General features: G+C 72.3%; 18 protein-coding genes and 1 pseudogene. 5 read left to right on the top strand and 14 right to left on the bottom strand.

The window, feature by feature from the left end; all coding sequences use genetic code 11:
• The first annotated feature begins 15 nt into the window (after positions 1-15).
• Positions 16-1,362 carry an ammonium transporter gene (locus ACQUQD_RS27320; RefSeq protein WP_428954777.1) on the top strand — a complete coding sequence of 449 codons (1,347 nt, stop codon included), beginning with the start codon at positions 16-18 and terminating at the stop codon, positions 1,360-1,362.
• Positions 1,359-1,697: a P-II family nitrogen regulator gene (locus ACQUQD_RS27315; RefSeq protein WP_428954776.1), complete on the top strand. Its 339-nt coding sequence runs from the start codon at positions 1,359-1,361 to the stop codon at positions 1,695-1,697. Before ACQUQD_RS27320 ends, ACQUQD_RS27315 begins: the two co-directional genes overlap by 4 nt.
• A gap of 86 nt (positions 1,698-1,783) precedes the next feature.
• On the opposite strand, the pseudogene ACQUQD_RS27310 reads toward ACQUQD_RS27315, so the two are convergent.
• The 3 genes and pseudogenes from ACQUQD_RS27310 to ACQUQD_RS27300 form a co-directional block, all read right to left on the bottom strand.
• Positions 1,784-2,146 (bottom strand): annotated as a pseudogene (locus ACQUQD_RS27310) (transglycosylase family protein); the annotation flags it as partial.
• 368 nt (positions 2,147-2,514) lie between these two features.
• Positions 2,515-2,868 carry a cytidine deaminase gene (locus ACQUQD_RS27305; RefSeq protein WP_428954775.1) on the bottom strand — a complete coding sequence of 118 codons (354 nt, stop codon included), beginning with the start codon at positions 2,866-2,868 and terminating at the stop codon, positions 2,515-2,517.
• A 28-nt stretch (positions 2,869-2,896) separates the two neighbouring features.
• Complete coding sequence (locus ACQUQD_RS27300) at positions 2,897-3,721, bottom strand: helix-turn-helix transcriptional regulator (RefSeq protein WP_428957668.1); 825 nt, start codon at positions 3,719-3,721, stop codon at positions 2,897-2,899.
• A 141-nt stretch (positions 3,722-3,862) separates the two neighbouring features.
• On the opposite strand from ACQUQD_RS27300, the gene ACQUQD_RS27295 reads away from it, so the two are divergent.
• Positions 3,863-5,290 (top strand): MFS transporter, encoded by a 1,428-nt coding sequence (locus ACQUQD_RS27295; RefSeq protein WP_428954774.1) that lies wholly within the window; start codon positions 3,863-3,865, stop codon positions 5,288-5,290.
• Here ACQUQD_RS27295 and ACQUQD_RS27290 read toward each other — a convergent pair.
• The 8 genes from ACQUQD_RS27290 to ACQUQD_RS27255 form a co-directional block, all read right to left on the bottom strand.
• Complete coding sequence (locus tag ACQUQD_RS27290; protein WP_428954773.1) at positions 5,271-5,627, bottom strand: MmcQ/YjbR family DNA-binding protein; 357 nt, start codon at positions 5,625-5,627, stop codon at positions 5,271-5,273. The two genes, ACQUQD_RS27295 and ACQUQD_RS27290, sit on opposite strands and share 20 nt — an antisense overlap.
• On the bottom strand, positions 5,624-6,919 hold the full coding sequence (locus ACQUQD_RS27285) for a hemolysin family protein (protein WP_428954772.1): 1,296 nt from the start codon (positions 6,917-6,919) through the stop codon (positions 5,624-5,626). Before ACQUQD_RS27285 ends, ACQUQD_RS27290 begins: the two co-directional genes overlap by 4 nt.
• Positions 6,916-7,413, bottom strand: a complete 498-nt coding sequence (ybeY, locus tag ACQUQD_RS27280) for an rRNA maturation RNase YbeY (protein WP_428954771.1) — start codon at positions 7,411-7,413, stop codon at positions 6,916-6,918. The genes ACQUQD_RS27285 and ybeY overlap by 4 nt, the downstream gene beginning before the upstream one ends.
• 15 nt (positions 7,414-7,428) lie before the next feature.
• The gene (locus ACQUQD_RS27275; RefSeq protein ID WP_428954770.1) at positions 7,429-8,463 is read right to left on the bottom strand and encodes a PhoH family protein; all 1,035 of its coding nucleotides are present in this window, start codon (positions 8,461-8,463) and stop codon (positions 7,429-7,431) included.
• Between the two features lie 122 nt (positions 8,464-8,585).
• Positions 8,586-9,677, bottom strand: coding sequence for a carbohydrate kinase family protein (locus tag ACQUQD_RS27270; protein ID WP_428954769.1), 1,092 nt, complete (start codon positions 9,675-9,677; stop codon positions 8,586-8,588).
• 78 nt (positions 9,678-9,755) lie between these two features.
• Positions 9,756-11,168, bottom strand: a complete 1,413-nt coding sequence (locus ACQUQD_RS27265; protein ID WP_428954768.1) for an MFS transporter — start codon at positions 11,166-11,168, stop codon at positions 9,756-9,758.
• Positions 11,169-11,248: 80 nt separating this feature from the next.
• Positions 11,249-12,544 (bottom strand): glucarate dehydratase family protein, encoded by a 1,296-nt coding sequence (locus ACQUQD_RS27260; protein ID WP_428954767.1) that lies wholly within the window; start codon positions 12,542-12,544, stop codon positions 11,249-11,251.
• Complete coding sequence (locus ACQUQD_RS27255; RefSeq protein WP_428954766.1) at positions 12,541-13,527, bottom strand: 5-dehydro-4-deoxyglucarate dehydratase; 987 nt, start codon at positions 13,525-13,527, stop codon at positions 12,541-12,543. The genes ACQUQD_RS27260 and ACQUQD_RS27255 overlap by 4 nt, the downstream gene beginning before the upstream one ends.
• A gap of 69 nt (positions 13,528-13,596) precedes the next feature.
• Here ACQUQD_RS27255 and ACQUQD_RS27250 point away from each other — a divergent pair, with 69 nt between their 5' ends.
• Both ACQUQD_RS27250 and ACQUQD_RS27245 read left to right on the top strand, forming a co-directional pair.
• Positions 13,597-14,412, top strand: coding sequence for an IclR family transcriptional regulator (locus ACQUQD_RS27250; RefSeq protein ID WP_428954765.1), 816 nt, complete (start codon positions 13,597-13,599; stop codon positions 14,410-14,412).
• A gap of 235 nt (positions 14,413-14,647) precedes the next feature.
• Positions 14,648-16,003 carry an MFS transporter gene (locus ACQUQD_RS27245; protein WP_428954764.1) on the top strand — a complete coding sequence of 452 codons (1,356 nt, stop codon included), beginning with the start codon at positions 14,648-14,650 and terminating at the stop codon, positions 16,001-16,003.
• On the opposite strand, the gene ACQUQD_RS27240 is transcribed toward ACQUQD_RS27245, so the two are convergent.
• From ACQUQD_RS27240 to ACQUQD_RS27230, 3 genes are read right to left on the bottom strand one after another with little or no spacing between them, the layout of a single operon-like run.
• On the bottom strand, positions 15,955-16,986 hold the full coding sequence (locus tag ACQUQD_RS27240) for an adenosine deaminase (RefSeq protein ID WP_428954763.1): 1,032 nt from the start codon (positions 16,984-16,986) through the stop codon (positions 15,955-15,957). The two genes, ACQUQD_RS27245 and ACQUQD_RS27240, sit on opposite strands and share 49 nt — an antisense overlap.
• A 26-nt stretch (positions 16,987-17,012) precedes the next feature.
• Entirely contained in the window at positions 17,013-17,921 is a 909-nt protein-coding gene (locus ACQUQD_RS27235) for a ribonuclease Z (protein WP_428954762.1), read from the bottom strand.
• A 6-nt stretch (positions 17,922-17,927) separates the two neighbouring features.
• Positions 17,928-18,281, bottom strand: a complete 354-nt coding sequence (locus tag ACQUQD_RS27230; RefSeq protein ID WP_428954761.1) for a histidine triad nucleotide-binding protein — start codon at positions 18,279-18,281, stop codon at positions 17,928-17,930.
• Between the last annotated feature and the right edge of the window lie 23 nt (positions 18,282-18,304).

Raw genomic sequence — 18,304 nt, 5'->3', positions numbered from 1 at the left:
ACCCGGAGGAGACCCGTGACCGTCCCCCTCGTCCCCCTGGCCGCAGAGAAAGCCCCCGCCCTGGACTCCGGCGACACCGCCTGGCTGCTCGCCGCCACCGCGCTCGTCCTGCTGATGACGCCCGGCCTCGCCCTCTTCTACGGCGGCATGGTCCGCTCGAAGAGCGTCCTCAACATGCTGATGATGAGCTTCGTCTCGATCGCGCTCGTGACGGTGGTGTGGCTGGTGGCGGGGTACTCGCTCGCCTTCGGCGACGACTCGTTCGCGGGGCTGATCGGCGGCCTGGAGCACGCGGGCATGGCGGGCGTCGGCCCGGACTCGGTCACCGGCACGGTGCCCACGTTCCTCTTCACCACGTTCCAGCTGACCTTCGCGATCATCACCGCGGCGCTGATCAGCGGAGCCGTCGCGGACCGCACGAGATTCGGGGCGTGGCTCGTCTTCGTGCCCGTGTGGGCGCTGCTCGTATACGTTCCCGTGGCGCACTGGGTCTGGGGGCCCGGCGGCTGGATCGCGCAGCACCTGGGCGCCCTGGACTTCGCGGGCGGCCTCGTCGTGGAGATCGCGTCCGGCGCGTCGGGCCTGGCCCTGTGCCTGGTCCTCGGCCCGCGCATCGGCTTCAAGAAGGAGGCGATGCGCCCGCACAACCTGCCGATGGTGGTCATGGGCGCGGGCCTGCTGTGGTTCGGCTGGCTCGGCTTCAACGGCGGCTCGGCCCTCGGCGCGAACGGCGTCGCCGCGGCCTCCCTGTTCAACACCCTGATCGCGGGCTGCACCGGACTGCTCGGCTGGCTGTTCGTGGAGCAGAAGCGGGACGGTCACCCGACGACGTTCGGCGCGGCCTCGGGCGCGGTGGCCGGCCTCGTCGCCATCACCCCGGCCTGCGGTGTCGTGGGCGTGCTCGGCGCGGCCGTCGTCGGACTCGCGGCCGGTGTCGTCTGCTCGTACGCCGTGGCCTGGAAGTTCCGGTTCGACTACGACGACTCGCTGGACGTCGTCGGCGTGCACTTCGTGGGCGGCGTCGTCGGCACGCTCCTCATCGGCCTGTTCGCCACCTCGGCGATGACCGGCTCGGCCGCCGAGGAAGGCCTCTTCTACGGGGGCGGGTTCGGGCAGCTCGGCAAGCAGGCGCTCGCCGTGGTGGTCGTGGCGGCGTACACGTTCCTCGTGACGTACGGGATCGGGAAGGCCATCGACAAGCTGATGGGCTTCCGGGCGTCAGCCGACGAGGAGATGACGGGCCTGGACCAGACGGCGCACGCGGAGAGTGCGTACGATCACGGCGTCCTCGGTGCCTCCGCGCACCCCGGCCATTCCCTCATTGCCCCCGTCGCCGTTCCCGGAAAGGCCAAGCAGCCATGAAGCTGATCACCGCGGTCGTCAAGCCGTACCGCCTCGACGAGGTCAAGACGGCGCTGCAGGAGCTGGGCGTGCTCGGCCTGACGGTGACCGAGGCCAGCGGCTACGGCCGCCAGCGCGGGCACACCGAGGTGTACCGGGGCGCCGAGTACCGGGTCGACCTGGTGCCCAAGGTGCGCATCGAGGTCGTCGTCGGGGACGAGGACGCCGAACCGGCGATGGACGCGATCGTGCGGGCCGCGCGCACCGGCAAGATCGGTGACGGCAAGGTGTGGGCGGTGCCGGTGGACAGCGTGGTGCGGGTGCGGACGGGCGAGCGGGGCCCGGACGCCGTGTAGGGGCTGTCGCGGTACACGGCCGAGCGGGCCCGTGACGTCGTACGTCACGGGCCCGCTCGGTGTGTGCCGGAGGTGCGGCCGGGTCAGAGGCTGACGCCGCAGTGCGGCCAGGCGCCCTTGCCCTGGCTGGCCAGGACCTTGCCGGCGACCGCCTTCTGCTCGCCCGGGGTCGCGAGGTGGGCGCTCGAGGCGTACTGCGTGCCGCCGTACGCGGCCCAGGTCGACTGGGTGAACTGCAGACCGCCGTAGAAGCCGTTGCCGGTGTTCGCCGACCAGTCGCCGCCGGATTCGCACTGGGCGACCTTGTCCCACGAGCCCTGCGTCGCCGCGGAGGCGGAGCCGGTGCCCGCGATCACCATCGTTGCGGCGGCACCGGCGAGGGCGGTGGCGGCGGCGAGACGGCGGACGCGGGTGGAACGGGAAGCGGGCTTGCGAGCGGTGGAGAACACGTAGGAAGCCTTTGTTCGGGGACGGGGCCTGCCGCACCGGGCCAGGCCCTGGGCGACTCGTCCACCATGGCGTCCGCGGCGGGCCGCTCGCAGAGGCTTCCGCCCGGCCGGCCGGGACTTTGGTCCCGAGCCGGACGGGGACGGAAAAAGGACTTTCGGCCCTGGCGGGACCCCCGCCGCCCGCTCCGGCCACGGGCGCCGCGAAGCCGCCCGCCGGGACGTCCTGCCCGGCCCGTGGACGGACGTGACGCCCTTCACGTCACCCGTCCGGCGGACCCCGAAAAGGAGCATCTGACCTGCGGATACGTCGCAGGCCGCGCGATCCGCGTGACCCGTGTCACCGGCCGGCGGGAGGCGCCGGGGACGGCTCAGACGGCGTCGGTGCGGCTGCGCAGGGTGCCGTCCGGGCCCGCGAGGAACACGGGGGTGCCGGCCCCGCCGAGGTCGCGCACGGCGGCGAGGTCCTCGGCCGGCACGCTGTCCTGGCCGCCGACGACGGCCGCCGCCTCCAGGGACTGCGCGCCGGACGCCACGGCCATGGCGACGGCCGTCCGCAGCGCGCTCAGCTTCAGGGAGTCGAGGGCGACGGTGCCCGCGACGTACGTACGCCCGGTCTCGTCCCGCACGGCCGCGCCCTCGGGCACACCGTTGCGGGCCCGCGCGGAGCGGGCCAGGGTGACGATCTTGCGGTCCTCGGGGCCGAGGTCGGTGCTCTCAGTCATGGGGTGAGCATAAGGAGGGCGGCGGGGGTCATCCGGCGACGGGGTACATCGATCCGCGGCGCCCCTCGGCGGAGGCCAGCCACTCCAGCTTGGCGGCGGTGTCGGCCTCGGGCAGCGGGGTGTGCAGGACGACGGTGAGGTCGGGCCGGGCCGGGATCTTCATGGTCGTCGCCTCCAGGTGCAGCCGGCCCACCACCGGGTGCTCCAGCTCCTTGGTGACGACGCCGGGCGCCGCGATGTCGCGCCGCTCCCACAGCTCGGCGAACTCCGGGCTCGCGGCCTTCACCTGGGCGAGCACCTCCTGGAAGCCCTCGTCGTCGACGCACTCGGAGCAGGCGGACCGGAACTGCGCGACCAGACCGGCCGCGATCTCCTCCCAGTCCCGGTGCCGGACGCGGTAGGCGGAGTTGGTGAAGAAGTCCAGGACGCAGTTGGTGGTCGTCTCCCGGTTCATGCCGAAGACGACCAGGGCCGCGTCGTTGACCATCACGCAGTTGTAGTAGGCGTCCATGATGTGCGCCGGGTGCGGCATCCAGGTGTCGATGAGCCGCCGCAGCCCGTCGCCCATCGCCTGCGCGGACACCGCGTCGGCTTCCAGGGCGGGCGGGTTGAGCCCGGCCAGCACGTACAGGTGGCGCCGCTCGGCGCTGCTCATGCGCAGGACGCGCGCGACCGAGTCGAGCACCTGCGGCGACACCGAGATGTCCCGGCCCTGCTCCAGCCACTGGTACCAGGAGGCGCCGACCCCGGCGAGCACCGCGACCTCCTCGCGGCGCAGGCCCGGGGTGCGCCGACGGGCGCCGCCGTCCGGCAGACCGGCCTCGGCGGGGGTGACCCTGGCCCGCCTGCTCATCAGGAACTGCCGCAGCTCACCGAGCCGATGTGCCTTGAGTGCCGCGCTCTCCGCCACCGCTGATCCCCCTGTCTGGTGGTGCGACCACCAGCATAAGTTCCCACTCTCCACGGCCGCTCGGCCCGTACGAGGCTCAGGGGCATGGCAATCGACACCCTCGCTCCGACCTCCACCTCACCGGCCGTCGCGGCTGCGCCCCGGTTCTCCCGCCGTGACCGGCTCGTCCTCTTCGTGCTGTGCGCGGCCCAGTTCATGGTCGCCCTCGACTTCTCCGTGCTGAACGTGGCGCTGCCCGTGCTCGGCCCCGATCTGGGCATGAGCCAGTCGGCGCTGCAGTGGGCGGTGACGGCCTTCGCGCTCCCCTCGGGCGGTTTCCTGCTCCTCTTCGGCCGGGTCGGCGACCTGTTCGGGCGGCGCCGGATGTTCCTCGGCGGGCTGGGGCTGTTCGCGGCGGCCTCGGTCCTGGCGACGTTCGCCTGGGACCCGGCGTCGTTCCTGGCGGGGCGCGCGCTGCAGGGGATCGGCGCGGCCGCCGTGGTGCCCACCGGTATGTCCCTGCTGACCACGACGTTCGCCGAGGGGCCGCGCCGTGATCGGGCCCTGGCCGTCTTCGGCACCCTGCTCTCCCTGGGCTTCACCGTCGGCATGGTGCTGGGCGGCGTCCTGACGGAGGCGTTCGGCTGGCGCTCCACGATGGGCCTGCTGACCCTGTTCGCCCTGATCGTGCTGCCGCTGGCCCCCGGCCTGCTGCCGGAGTCGCGCACCCCGCGGCGGCCGCGCCTCGACGTGCCCGGCGCGGTCACGGTGACCGGTGGTCTGCTCGCGCTGATCTACGCCCTGTCGACGGCGGCCGAGCGCGGCTTCGGCGGCACGGACGTCGTCGTGACGCTCGTCGCGGGCCTCGGCCTGCTCACGGCCTTCGTCGCCGTCGAGTCCCGCACCGCACAGCCGCTGATCTCGCTGGCCATGCTGCGCCGCCAGACCGTGGCCTGGGGCAATCTGGGCGGTCTGGTCACCTTCTCGATGATGACGACGGTCGTCTTCGTCCTGACCCTCTACCTGCAGGAGACGCTGCATCTGTCGGCCCTGGCGACCGGCCTCTCCTTCGGGCTGCAGGGCGCCGTCGCGGCGGTCACCGGCACGCTCGTCCCGAAGGTGATCGCCCGGATCGGCGCGCACCGCACGCTGGTCGTCTCGCTGCTGTGGCAGGGCGTGGTCACCGCGACGCTGGTGCTCCTCGGCACGGGCGGCGCCTGGGTGTGGCTCGCGGTGCCGGCCAACGCCGTGATCGTCGTGGGCCACATGGGCGCGATCATCGCGTACGGGGCGACGGCCACCGCGGGAGTGACCGACGCGGAGCAGGGCCTGGCCACGGGCCTGGTCACCTCGTCGCAGCAGCTCGGCATCACGCTCGGCATCCCGCTGCTCGGCGTCCTCGCGACGACGTCGGCGGATCTGGTGACCGGGGTGCGCACGGTGATCGCCGTGGACGCGGCGCTCGTCCTGGCCGCGGCCCTCATGATCGGGGCGGGCCTGCGCACGAGGAAGGCTAGGGCCGGTCGAGCCTGAGCCGCTCCGCGCGGGGCAGGCCCGCCACCACCAGGTCGTACGAGTCCTCGACGAGCTCCCGGACGAAACGGTCCGGGAGCTCGGTCACGGTCACGGTGTTCCAGTGCCGCTTGTTCATGTGCCAGCCGGGGACGATGACGCCCTCGTACTCGCCGCGCAGCCGTACCGCGTCCTCGGGGTCGCACTTGAGGTTGACGGTCAGGGGCCGCGCGTCGAGGGAGGTGAGGGCGAACATCTTCCCGAGGACCTTGAACACGGAGGTCTCCGGGTTGAAGGGGAAGTCCTCCACCGTCGCGTTGAACGACAGGCACAGGGCGCGCAGCTCCTGGGGTGTCACCGGTCCGGCTCCTCCTCCACGGGCCCGAGGGGTTCCACGAGCACCGTCACGATCTTGTTCCGGCGGCCGGCGGCGGCCTCGGCGGTGAGCCGCAGCCGACGCCCGTCCGGCAGGGGCACCTCCGAGGAGGCCCCGGCGATCGGGACCCGGCCGAGCGCCTTGGCGAGGAGGCCGCCGACGGTCTCCACGTCCTCGTCGTCGTACTCCTCGATGCCGTACAGCTCGCCGACGTCGCCGATGTCGAGGCGCGCGGTGACCCGGAAGCAGTCGTCGCCGAGCTCCTCGACGGGCGGCAGCTCCCGGTCGTACTCGTCGGTGATCTCGCCGACGATCTCCTCGAGGATGTCCTCGATGGTGACGATGCCCGCCGTGCCGCCGTACTCGTCGATGACGACGGCCACGTGGTTGCGCAGCTGCTGCATCTCGCGCAGCAGGTCACCGGCGTTCTTGGTGTCCGGGACGAACGTGGCGGGCCGCATCGCCGTGGAGACGAGCTCGGCCTCGGCGTCCCGGTTGATGTGGGTCCTGCGGACGAGGTCCTTCAGGTACACGATCCCGACGACGTCGTCCTCGCTCTCGCCGACGACCGGGATCCGCGAGAACCCGGACCGCAGCGCGAGCGTGAGGGCCTGCCGGATCGTCTTGTACCGCTCGATGACGACGAGGTCGGTGCGCGGCACCATGACCTCCCGCACGAGCGTGTCGCCGAGCTCGAAGACGGAGTGCACCATGCGGCGCTCCTCGTCCTCGATGAGGGACTCCTTCTCGGCGAGGTCGACCATGGCGCGCAGCTCGGCCTCGGAGGCGAACGGTCCGCGCCGGAAGCCCTTGCCGGGGGTCAGCGCGTTGCCGATGAGGATCAGCAGCGGCGGGATGGGGCCCATGATCCGGGCGAGCGGCAGCAGTACGTACGCGGCCGCGGTGGCGGTGTTCAGCGGGTGCTGGCGTCCGATGGTGCGCGGGGAGACGCCCACGGCGACGTACGAGACGAGCACCATCACGCCGATGGCGACGAGCAGCGCCTGCCAGGTGGCGTCGAACTCCTCCAGGCAGGCGTACGTGACGAGCGTGGCGGCGGCCATCTCGCAGGCCACCCGGACCAGCAGCGCCACGTTCAGATAGCGCGTCGGGTCGGCGGCGACCTGGGCGAGCTTGGCGCTGCCGCGCCGCCCGGACCGTACGGCCTCCTCGGCGCGGAAGCTGGAGGTCCGCGCGATGCCGGCCTCGGCGCAGGCGGCGAGCCAGGCGACGACGACGAGCGCGACCGCGCCCGCGATCAGCGAAAGGCTCATGACACGGTCGGGGCCGGGGAGGGACCGGTCAGCCCCTTCTCCGCGCGCCAGCCGTCCACGATGGCCGCCTGGAGGCCGAACATCTCGGCCTTCTCGTCGGGCTCCTCGTGGTCGTAGCCGAGCAGGTGCAGCACGCCGTGCACGGTGAGCAGCTGGAGCTCCTCGTCCATGGAGTGCTGCGTGGGTGCTTCCTCGCCCTGCTTCTTGGCGACCTCGGGGCACAGCACGATGTCGCCGAGCAGCCCCTGCGGGGGCTCCTCGTCGTCCTTCATCGGCGGCCGCAGCTCGTCCATCGGGAAGGACATGACGTCCGTCGGCCCCGGCAGGTCCATCCACTGGACGTGCAGCTGCTCCATGGCGTCGGCATCCACGACGATCACCGAGAGCTCGGAGAGCGGGTGGATACGCATCCGCGCGAGTGCGTAGCGGGCGATGTCGAGGATCGCCTGCTCGTCGACCTCGGTTCCGGACTCGTTGTTGACGTCGATCGACATGGCGCTGTTGGTTCTCTACTTCCCTCTGGGGCGGCCCTTGTGGGAGCCGTTCTCCGTACCGTGCTCGGTGTCGTACTTCTCGTACGCGTCGACGATACGGCCGACCAGCTTGTGCCGGACGACATCCTGGGACGACAGCCGCGAGAAGTGCACGTCGTCGACGCCCTCCAGGATGTCCTGGACCTGGCGCAGACCGGACTTCGTGCCGTTCGGCAGGTCGACCTGCGTCACGTCACCGGTGATCACGATCTTCGACTCGAAGCCGAGGCGCGTCAGGAACATCTTCATCTGCTCGGGGCTCGTGTTCTGTGCCTCGTCGAGGATGATGAAGGCGTCGTTGAGCGTGCGTCCGCGCATGTAGGCCAGCGGGGCGACCTCGATGGTGCCCGCCGCCATCAGCCGCGGGATCGAGTCCGGGTCGAGCATGTCGTGCAGGGCGTCGTACAGCGGGCGCAGGTACGGGTCGATCTTCTCGTAGAGGGTGCCGGGCAGGAAGCCGAGGCGCTCGCCGGCCTCCACCGCGGGGCGGGTCAGGATGATGCGGTTGACCTGCTTGGACTGCAGGGCCTGCACGGCCTTGGCCATGGCCAGGTAGGTCTTGCCGGTGCCGGCGGGGCCGATGCCGAAGACGATCGTGTGCTTGTCGATCGCGTCGACGTACCGCTTCTGGTTGAGCGTCTTGGGGCGGATGGTGCGGCCGCGCGACGACAGGATGTTCTGGGTGAGGACCTCGGCCGGGGTCTCCTGGCCGTCGCTCTCACCGCCCTGCGTGGCCTTCAGCATCGCGATGGAGCGCTCCACGGCGTCCTCGGTCATCGGGGCTCCCGTCCTCAGGACCAGCATCATCTCGTCGAACAGTCGCTGGACGAGGGCCACTTCGGCGGGCTGCCCGGTCGCGCTGATCTCATTGCCCCGGACGTGGATGTCGGCCTCCGGGAAGGCCTGCTCGATCACTCGCAGCAACGCGTCACCCGATCCGAGCACCTCGACCATGGGGTGCTTCGCCGGAACGGTGAACTGCGCGCGGGCGCTGGATGGTGTCTGCGTCATGGGCGGGCACTGAGGGCCGCATTCTCCTTGTGACAGCCGTTGTTCTGATGCTTTCCAGCCTACGACGTGGCACTGACAGGACCGAAGGCTTTTCCGGACGCACCCCGGCCGGTCCGGCGGGGCTACGCCGAACGTCCGAACCCGATGGTCGGCACCGCGCGCCGCAGCGGCCACGGCCGGGCGGCCTCCGGCAGCAGCGGGTCCAGGAAGGCGAACCGGTCCAGGGCCGCCGGATCCTGGTCGTCGTACGACCGCACCTGGCGCCACCACGCCGCGATCTCCGACCAGCCGGGCGCGGACAGCGAGCCGCCGAACTCCTGGACGGAGAGCGCCGCGGTGAGCCCGGCGAAGGCCAGCCGGTCGGCGAGCGGCCACCCGGCCAGCGTGCCGGTCACGAACCCGGCTACGAACACGTCGCCGGCGCCGGTCGGGTCGAGGGCCTCGACCTCGATGGCCGGGACGGACGCCGTCTCGCCGGTGCGGCCGTCCACCGCGTAGGCGCCCTCGGCGCCGAGGGTGACGACGGCCAGCGGTACGTGTTCGGCGAGGGCGTGCGCCGCCGCCTGCGGGGACGACGTGCCGGTGTACCGCATCGCCTCCTCCGCGTTCGGCAGGAACGCCTCGCAGTGCCGCAGGTCCCCGAGGGCCGCCAGGTCCCAGCGGCCCGTGTCGTCCCAGCCGACGTCGGCGAAGACCCGGGTCCCCTTGCGGGCGGCCTCGGCGATCCAGGGTGCGTCGACGCCGGGGACCAGCGCGGCGATCGCGGCTCTGGTGCGGGGCGGGCAGGCGGGCGCCGGTTCCTGCGGCGGCGGCTCGTGGCCGTGGCTCACCATGGTGCGCTCGCCCTCGTACGCCATGGAGACCGTGACCGGCGAGTGCCAGCCGGGGACGGTGCGCGAGTAGCCGAGGTCGATGCCCTCGCCGTGTTCGAGGGTGTCCCAGCAGTACTCGCCGTAGTGGTCGTCGCCGAAGGCCGCGGCGAGTGAGGTGCGCAGGCCGAGGCGGGCGAGGGCGGTGGCCATGTTGGCGACGCCGCCGGGGCTCGACCCCATGCCGCGCGCCCACGACTCGGTCCCCCGGACCGGCGCGCTGTCGAGCCCGGTGAAGACGATGTCGAGGAAGACGGTGCCGGTGAGGTACACGTCGCAGGCCGGGTCACCGGGCGCGCGGAGGGCCGCGAGCGGGTCGGTGTGGGCCGGGTCTGTGGAGGTCACGTCACGCTCCCTGCAGTGGTAGGGGTCCGGACAGTGTGCCCGACGGGACCCCGTACCACCGCGGTTGACATCAGCCCGTCACGGGGACGTGGTCTCCGGCCCGGCGATCACCCGCGCGGTGGCGCCGGGTACCGTCCGGGCCCGCTGCGACGCGGGGCGCCGCGCGCCGCGGACGGCGTCGTTGCGCCCGCCGCCGCGGACGAGCAGGACGCTGAGTGCGGCCAGGAATCCCACCACGGTGAGTCCGATGAGGCCGCCCTTCGTCGAGCCGGTCGCGTCCTCGATGAGCCCGAAGGCCGTCGGGGCGACGAAGCCGCCCAGGTTCCCGAGGGAGTTGATGAGGGCGATGCCGGGCGCCGCGGCCCGCGCGTCGAGGTAGCTCTGCGGGATGGTCCAGAAGATCGGGGACGCGGGCTTGAAGCCCACGGCGGCCAGGCACAGGGCGCCGAGTCCGGCCCAGGGTGAGACGAACACGGCGAGCAGTGTCCCGGCGCCGCCGATCACCAGCAGCGCCCCCAGGACGGGCCGCCGCTTGCCGAGCCGGTCGGAGAGCCGTCCGGAGACGTACACGGAGGCGATGGCGAACAGCCAGGGCACGGCGGTCAGCAGGCCCACCTGGAACTCGCTCAGTCCGCCGATGTCGTCGACGATGGACGGCAGCCAGAACGTGACAGCGTACAGGGCGACGTTGATCGCGAAGTAGATCCACAGGAAGAGCAGCATCTGCGGATCGGCGAGGAGCTTCCACCGGGAGACCCGGGCGGTGCCGCGGTCCTGTTCCCGCTCGCGCTGTTCGGCGTCGATGACGGCGACGAGCCCGTCCTTCTCCTCCTGCGTGAGCCAGGTGGCGCTCTCCACGCCGGAGTCGAGGAACCGGTAGACGACGAACCCGAGGACCACCGAGACGACGCCCTCGATGAAGAACATCCACTGCCAGCCGGAGTGCCCCCAGATGCCGTGCATTTCGAGGAGCGCGCCGGAGACGGGGCCGACGATCACGGTGGCGGTGCCGGAGCCCATCAGGAAGACCGATGTGGCGCGCCCGCGGTGGGAGTCGGGCAGCCAGCGCGAGAAGTAGTAGATGACGGCGGGGAAGAACCCGGCCTCGGCGACGCCCAGCAGGAACCGCAGGGCGTAGAACATGCCGGCGCTGTCCACGAAGGCCATCGCGGTGGCGACGACACCCCAGCTGATCATGATGCGGGTCAGCCAGACCTTCGCCCCGAAGCGCTCCATGAGCATGTTGCTGGGCACTTCGAAGAGGGCGTACGCGAGGAAGAAGATGCCGGCGCCGAGGCCGAAGGCGGCGGCGGAGAGCCCCACGTCGGCGCGGAGCTGGTCCTGGGCGAAGCCCAGGTTGACCCGGTCCATGTAGTTGGCGACGAACATGACGAAGAAGAGCGGGACGACCCGCCGGAATATCTTGCGGACGGCCGAGCGGACGGCGGGCGGGTGTTCCACGGGGGCGGGGGCGGGGACTGCTGCGGACACGAGCGGCTCCGGTCGTGGGCAGGGAGAGCGGGATGCGGGGCGGGGCCGGGAGAGGGGAACTCCCGGCCCCGGTGCGGCTGTTACCAGCGCGGCACGGACGGTGTGACCCACGCGGGGTCGAGGACGCGCATGGCGGCCGCGTCGTCGCGGTCGCGCATCGCGGCGAAGTCCTCGTCGAGCCAGCGCCGGTGCAGCGACTCCAGCTTGGCGCGGTCGAGTTCGACGCCCAGGCCGGGCGCGTCGCAGACGGCGACCCGGCCGCCCTGGAACGTGAGGCGTTCGGTGAGGACGTCCTCGGACTGCCAGGGGTAGTGGGAGTCGCAGGCGTGGTGCAGGTTCGGCACGGTGGCGGCGACGTGGGTCATGGCGGCGAGGCTGATACCGAGGTGGGTGTTGGAGTGCATGGACACGCCGACGCCGAACGTGCGGCAGATGGCGGCGAGTTGCTGCGTGTTGCGCAGGCCGCCCCAGTAGTGGTGGTCGGAGAGGACGACCTGGACGGCGCCGGTGGTGAACGCCTCCTTGATCTCCGCGAAGGTGGTCACGCACATGTTGGTGGCGAGCGGGACTCCGGCCTTGGCGGCGACCTCGGCCATGGCGGGGGTGCCGAGCGCCGGGTCCTCCAGGTACTCCAGTACGTCGCCGAGCTCGGCGGCGACCTTGAGCGACGTCTCCACGGACCAGGCCCCGTTGGGGTCCAGGCGCAGCGGCTTGCCGGGGAAGGCCTCGGCCAGCGCGCGGATCGCCGCGATCTCCTCGTCCGGCGTGAAGCAGCCGCCCTTGAGCTTGAAGGACTCGAAGCCGTAGCGCTCGTTGAACAGGCGGGCCTGCGCGACGACTCCGACCGGGTCGAGGGCGGCGCCCCAGTCGTCCTTCTCGCTCGCGACACCGTCCGGGTGGTCGGCGTACTTGTAGAAGAGGTAGGCGCTGTACTCGACGGAGTCGCGGAGCTTGCCGCCGAGCAGGGCGTGCACGGGCAGGCCGAGCGCCTTGCCGAGCGCGTCGAGACAGGCCACCTCGAAGCCGGAGACCACGGACAGGCGCAGTTTGTCGGCGGTCTGGACGCCGCGCAGGCCGCCGACGTCCACCTGGTTCTCGACGCGCGCGTCGTCGACGGACACCTCGTCCGCGACGGTGAACAGGCCGTTCAGATCGGATACTTGACGGCCTATCAGGCGTTCGGCGAACGGCCGGGCCAGTTCCAGGTACTTGGCGTCGCCGTAGGTCTCGCCGATCCCGGTGACGCCGTCGGCCGTGACGACCTCGACGATGAGCCGGGGCGTGTACGGCTGGTGGACGCCCTGCGTGTTGAGCAGGGGCGGGTCGGCGACGAGGATCGGGGTGAGGCGGACGTCGGTGATCGTCAGATCGATCATCGGGCGGCTCCAGCGGTGACGGGTTCGTCGGCGAGTTCGAGGCCGGCGGCGAGCAGCCGCTCCAGGTCGGCGAGGTCGGCCGGGGCGGGGTCGGCGAGCGGTGCGCGGACCGGCCCGACGGGGCGCCCGCGCAGCCGCGCGGCGGCCTTGACGAGCGAGACGCCGTATCCGGGCACCCGGTCCCGCAGCTCGACGAAGGGGATGTAGAAGTCGCGCAGCAGCCGGTCCACCCGGGGGTCGTCGCCGTCGCGCAGGGCCGCGAAGAACGCGGCGGCGATCTCGGGCGCGAAGGCGTGCACGGCCGAGGAGTACGCGGGCACGCCGACGGCGGCGTAGGCGCGGGCCTGGACCTCGGCGGTGGCGGCCCCGTTGAAGAACAGGAATCCGTCGGGCGCGGCGAGCGTGAGGCGCTGGAGCCGGTCGAGGTCGCTGTGGCCGTCCTTGAGGCCGATGACGTCGGGCAAGGCGGCGATCCGCCGCAACGATGCGACGGAGAAGGTCACTTGGTCGCGCTGGTAGACGATCAGCGGGAGCCGGGTCCGGGCCGCGATCCGCTCGATCTGGGCGACGAGCCCGCTCTGCGGTCCGCGCACGAGGTAGTGCGGCAGGACGAGCAGCGCGTCCGCCCCGGCCTCCTCCGCGATGCGCGCGAACCGTACGGCCTGCGCCCAGCCGTATCCGATCCCGGCCACGACGGGCACGCGTCCGGCGGTCTCCTCGACGGTGGCGGTGACGACCTGCCGGTACTCGTCCTCGTCGAGCGAGAAGAACTCGCCGGTTCCGCACGCCGGGAAGACGGCGCCGGGCCCGGTCGCCACCTGCGCGGCGACGTACTCGCGGAAGCCGGCGAGGTCGAGCGCCCCGTCCTCGTCGAAACTCGTCAGCGGGAAGGAGAGGACACCGCCCGCCATGCCCTCCCGCAGCCGGGCCACGACCGCGTCGCGACCCTCCCCTGTCTCCGTACGTAGATGCCATCCACACATGTAGATGGAGATTAGATACGCGAACGTGGGGCGTCAATGCCCCGTGACGCCCCGCCTTACGATCGGCACATGCCGGACCAGCACACAGAGCAGGAGAGCGCGCAGCCCCGGGGCGGCGTCCGCGAGGTGAAGTCGGCGGCCCGCACCGTCGACCTGCTCGAAGTGCTGGCCGCCCGCGGCGACCGCCCGGCCCGTCTCCAGGAGCTCGCCGACGAGCTGGCCGTGCCGCGCAGCTCCATGTACGCGCTGCTGCAGACGCTCATCGCGCGCGGCTGGGTCCGCACGGACGTCACCGGCTCCCTCTACGGCATCGGCATCCACGCCCTGCTGACCGGCACCAGCTACCTCGACACCGACCCGTACGTGATCACGGCGCGCCCGCATCTCGACGAGGCGTCCGAGGCGCTCGGCGAGACGATCCACCTGGGCCGGCTGGACGGCTTCGACGTGGCGTATCTGGCGACCCGGGAGTCGCACGAGTACCTGCGCACGATCAGCCGGGTCGGCCGCCGGCTCCCCGCCCACGTCGGCGCCCTCGGCAAGGCCCTGCTCGCGGAGCGCTCCGACGCGCTGCTGCCGGCGGGTCCGTACGCCCCGGCCACCGCGAACACGCACACCACCCGCGAGGCACTCGCCGCCGATCTCGCGGCGACCCGCACCCGCGGCTACTCGGTCGACCGGGAGGAGGGCGTCGCGGGCATCGTCGGCTTCGGTTTCGCCCTGCGCTACGCGGCCCCGGCGCACGACGCGATCAGCTGCTCGGTGCCGGTGGCGCGGCTGACCGCGGAGCACGAGGAGCGGATCGTGGCGGTCATGCGCGAGACCCGGTCGAAGATCGAGACGGCCGCCCACCGGGGCCCGTCGGGCACGCCCAACTGGCGTTAGCCACCTGCCGAAAGGCAGCTCGGCTACCCGGCCGAACCACCGCCAAACCGAATGTGCGGCAGGTCACATCACCCCGCCTTCTGCGGGGCCCCTTCGGCTTGATACAAATTGGCCGCGCCCAACGTCCCCGGTTCGGTCCCGTTCGCAAAGACGTCGCGCTCCCCAACCCCTTTTCCTTACCACCCCCTTGCCCAAAACAGCGTCCAAGGCAGGGGGTCCGTCTACAGGACTGCCCGTGTCTTCGCGCGCTCCCCGGCCCGCACTCATAGCCCTCTTCACGGCCGGCTATCTCGCTGCCTACCTGCTGCCCACCGTTGTCGGCCGCCTCGCCGACAGCCTGCGCCTTTCCCCCACCCAGGCCGGTCTGATCGGCAGCGCGCTGCTGCTGAGCTCGGCCACCGCGGGCTTCACGCTCGCGGCCCGCGTCGAACGGGTGGGCGCCGCCCGCGCCGCCCGCGCCGGGCTCCTCCTCGCGGCCGTCGGCTACGGCACCGCGGCCCTGTCCACCGTCGTCCCCCTGGTCGTCGCGGGTGCGATGATCGGCGGCTTCGGCTCGGGCACGGCGACGGCTGTCGCCGCCACCGGGATCGCCGCCCAGAAGGACCCGCACCGCGCGTCCACGCTCGGCCTGCTCACCGTCTCGGCCCTCGCGGGCGCCCTCTATCTGACGATCCCGCGGATCAGCCCGACCGGGCACGCCCTGCCGTTCGCCGCGCTCGCCGTCACGGCCGTCGCCGTGTGGCCCGCGACGCGCCGGCTGTCCGGGCCGGCCGGGCCGGACAACAGTCCGGCGCAGGCCCCCAAGTCCCCGCTCCCGTTCGCGCGTTCGGGCATGGCCCTGGCCATGGTGATCGTCTGCTGGTCGATGGCGCAGAACTCGCTGTGGGGCGTCAGCAGCCGTATCGGCACCGTGCAGGCCGGCCTGAGCGAGGTCGCGGTCGGCTCGGTCTTCGCGGTGGCGCTCGGCGCGGGCCTGCTCGGCGTCATCGGCGCGGGCGCCCTCGGCACCCGCCTGGGCCGTGCGCTGCCGATCGGCGCCGGCACCGCCGCCATCGCCGGCTGCATCGCGCTCAGCGCCCGCGCCGACGGCCTCGCCACCTTCGCGACGGGCGAGATCGCCTGGAACACCCTCTACCCGGTGGTGCTCTCGTACCTGCTGGGCCTCGCCGCCTCGCTCGACCCGCGCGGCCGCTGGGCCGTCCTGGTCGGCTCGGCGTCCTCGCTCGGCACGGCGTGCGGCCCGCTGGTGGGCAGTTCCCTGTCGCAGGCGGTCGGCTTCCCCGCGATGGGCGCGGCGCTCGCCACCGCGCTGCTGCTGCTCGCGGTGCCGCTGACCGCGGTGGCCCTGCACACGGGCGGCCGCCCGCTGTTCGCGGGTGCGGCCCGGCGCCGCAGCGGTGCCCCGGTCGGCGCGATCGTGCCGCCGTCGGGCGTCCTGGAGCAGCCGGTCGTCGAGATCACGGCGATCGAGATGCCCGCCGTCGCGCAGGCCCTGCCGGAGCCGGTGCAGGACGAGTTCACGACGGCGGGTCCGGCCGGGACTCAGCCGGTGATGTCGTCCAGCGGGTACGCCTCGACCTCGGCGAGATAACGCGCCCGCCGCGCCTCGTCCTCGGCGCTGCCGTCGAGGAAGGACGCCACGAACGAGTTGCGGGCGAGCTCCCGCACTCGTTCGTGGTCCAGGGCGAGCGCCTCGTGCACGGCGTGGAAGGTGTCGCCGACGTAGCCGCCGAAGTAGGCCGGGTCGTCGGAGTTCACGGTGCACAGCAGCCCGGCGTCCATCATGGCGACGAGCGGGTGCTCCTCCAGCACGTCGATGGCGCGCAGCCGCACGTTCGACAGCGGGCACAGCGTCAGCGGGATCCGGTCGCGCACCAGACGCTCGACGAGCTCCGGGTCCTCCAGGGACCGCAGGCCGTGGTCGACGCGCTCGACGCCGAGCACGTCCAGGGCCTCCCACACGTACGACGGGTCGCCCTCCTCGCCCGCGTGCGCGACCTTGCGCAGCCCGAGCGCGCCCGCGGCCTCGTACACGTCGCGGAACTTCGAGGCGGGGTTGCCCACTTCCGCCGAGTCGAGGCCGACGCCGACGATGTGCTCCAGGTACGGCTTCGCGGCCTCCAGCGTCTCCATCGCCGACTCGGCGGACTGGTCGCGCAGGAAGCACATGATGAGCTTGGTGGAGACCCCGTGCCGCTCCTCGCTGCGCGCGAGCGCCCGCGAGAGCCCCTCGACGACCGTGCCCATGGCGACGCCGCGCGCCATGTGGGCCTGCGGGTCGAAGAAGATCTCGGCGTGCCGCACCCCCTGCTCGGCTGCGCGCGCCAGATAGGCGTCGGCGAGCGCCTCGAAGTCGTCCTCGGTGATCAGGACGGCCATGAGCTCGTAGTACAGGTTCAGGAAGGACTGCAGATCGGCGAAGAGGTACGCCGTGCGCAGGGCCTCGGTGTCGGCGTACGGCAGCGTGATGCCGTTGCGGTCGGCGAGGGCGAAGGCCAGCTCGGGTTCGAGGGTGCCTTCGATGTGCAGGTGCAGCTCGGCCTTGGGGATGCGAGCAAGTGGTGCGAGGGACATCCGATCATCGTACGCAGGTCAGGGCCTCAGAGCCGTTTCGGCACCGGCACCCGGTCCAGGTCGCGGGCGACCGTCAGCTCCCCGTCGAACCCGGCGGCCCGCGCCTGCCGCGCGAACTCCTCCGGGTCGCCGTAGCGCTGGCTGAAGTGCGTGAGGACGAGATGCCGCACGCCCGCGTCCCGGGCGACACGGGCGGCCTGCCCGGCGGTCAGGTGCCCGTGGTCGGAGGCGAGCTGGTGGTCCTCGTCGAGGAACGTCGACTCGATGACGAGCAGATCGCACCCTTCGGCGAGCGCGTGCACGCCCTCGCACAGCCGGGTGTCCATGACGAACGCGACGCGCTGCCCGCGCCGCACCTCGCTGACGTCGTCGAGACCGACCCCGCCGACGCTCCCCTCGCGCTGCAGCCGGCCCACGTCCGGTCCGGCGATCCCGTGCGCGGCGAGCCGCTTTGGCAGCATCCGGCGCCCGTCCGGCTCGACGAGGAGATAGCCGTACGACTCGACGGGGTGCGACAGCCTGCGTGCCTCCAGGCGGTACGCGGGGGTGTCGGCGAGCACGCCGCCGTCCCCGCTCACCGGCTCCTCGGTGATCCCGACGGTCTCCCGGTACGCGGTGGCGTACCGCAGCCGGTCGAAGAACCGCTGCCCGGACGCCGGGTAGTGGGCGGTCACCGGGTGCGGTACGCGGTCGAGGTTGATCCGCTGGATGACACCGGCCAGGCCGAGGCTGTGGTCGCCATGGAAGTGGGTGACGCAGATCCGGTTCAGGTCGTGCGCGGCGACACCGGCGCGCAGCATCTGCCGCTGGGTGCCCTCGCCGGGATCGAAGAGGATGCCCTCGGCGTCCCAGCGCAGCAGATAGCCGTTGTGGTTGCGGTGGCGCGTCGGCACCTGGCTGGCGGTGCCGAGGACGACGAATTCACGTACGGACACGGCCAGTTATCCGGGGGGCCACTGGAGGCCGCGGCCGCCGAGGACGTGGGCGTGCGCGTGGAAGACGGTCTGGCCGGCGCCGCTGCCGGTGTTGAACACGAGCCGGTAGCTGTCCAGTTTCTCCTCCTTGGCCACCTCGCCCGCCTCGCGCAGCACGTCGGCGGCGATCGCCGGTTCGGCGGCGGCGAGGGAGGCGGCGTCCGGGTGGTGGACGCGCGGGATGACCAGGATGTGCGTCGGCGCCTGCGGGTTGATGTCCCGGAAGGCGACGGTGGTGGCGGTCTCGCGGACGAGCGTGGCGGGCACGTCCCCCGCGACGATCTTGCAGAACAGGCAGTCCGCCTGGGGTTCGCCGGACACGTTCGGGTCTCCTTCGCGAGGGG

Origin of the sequence: Streptomyces sp. cg35, from assembly GCF_050410835.1 — a bacterium.
Lineage (GTDB): Bacteria > Actinomycetota > Actinomycetes > Streptomycetales > Streptomycetaceae > Streptomyces.
Note: the sequence above shows the minus strand (reverse complement) of the source record. Positions and strands in the feature narration are given on the sequence as shown.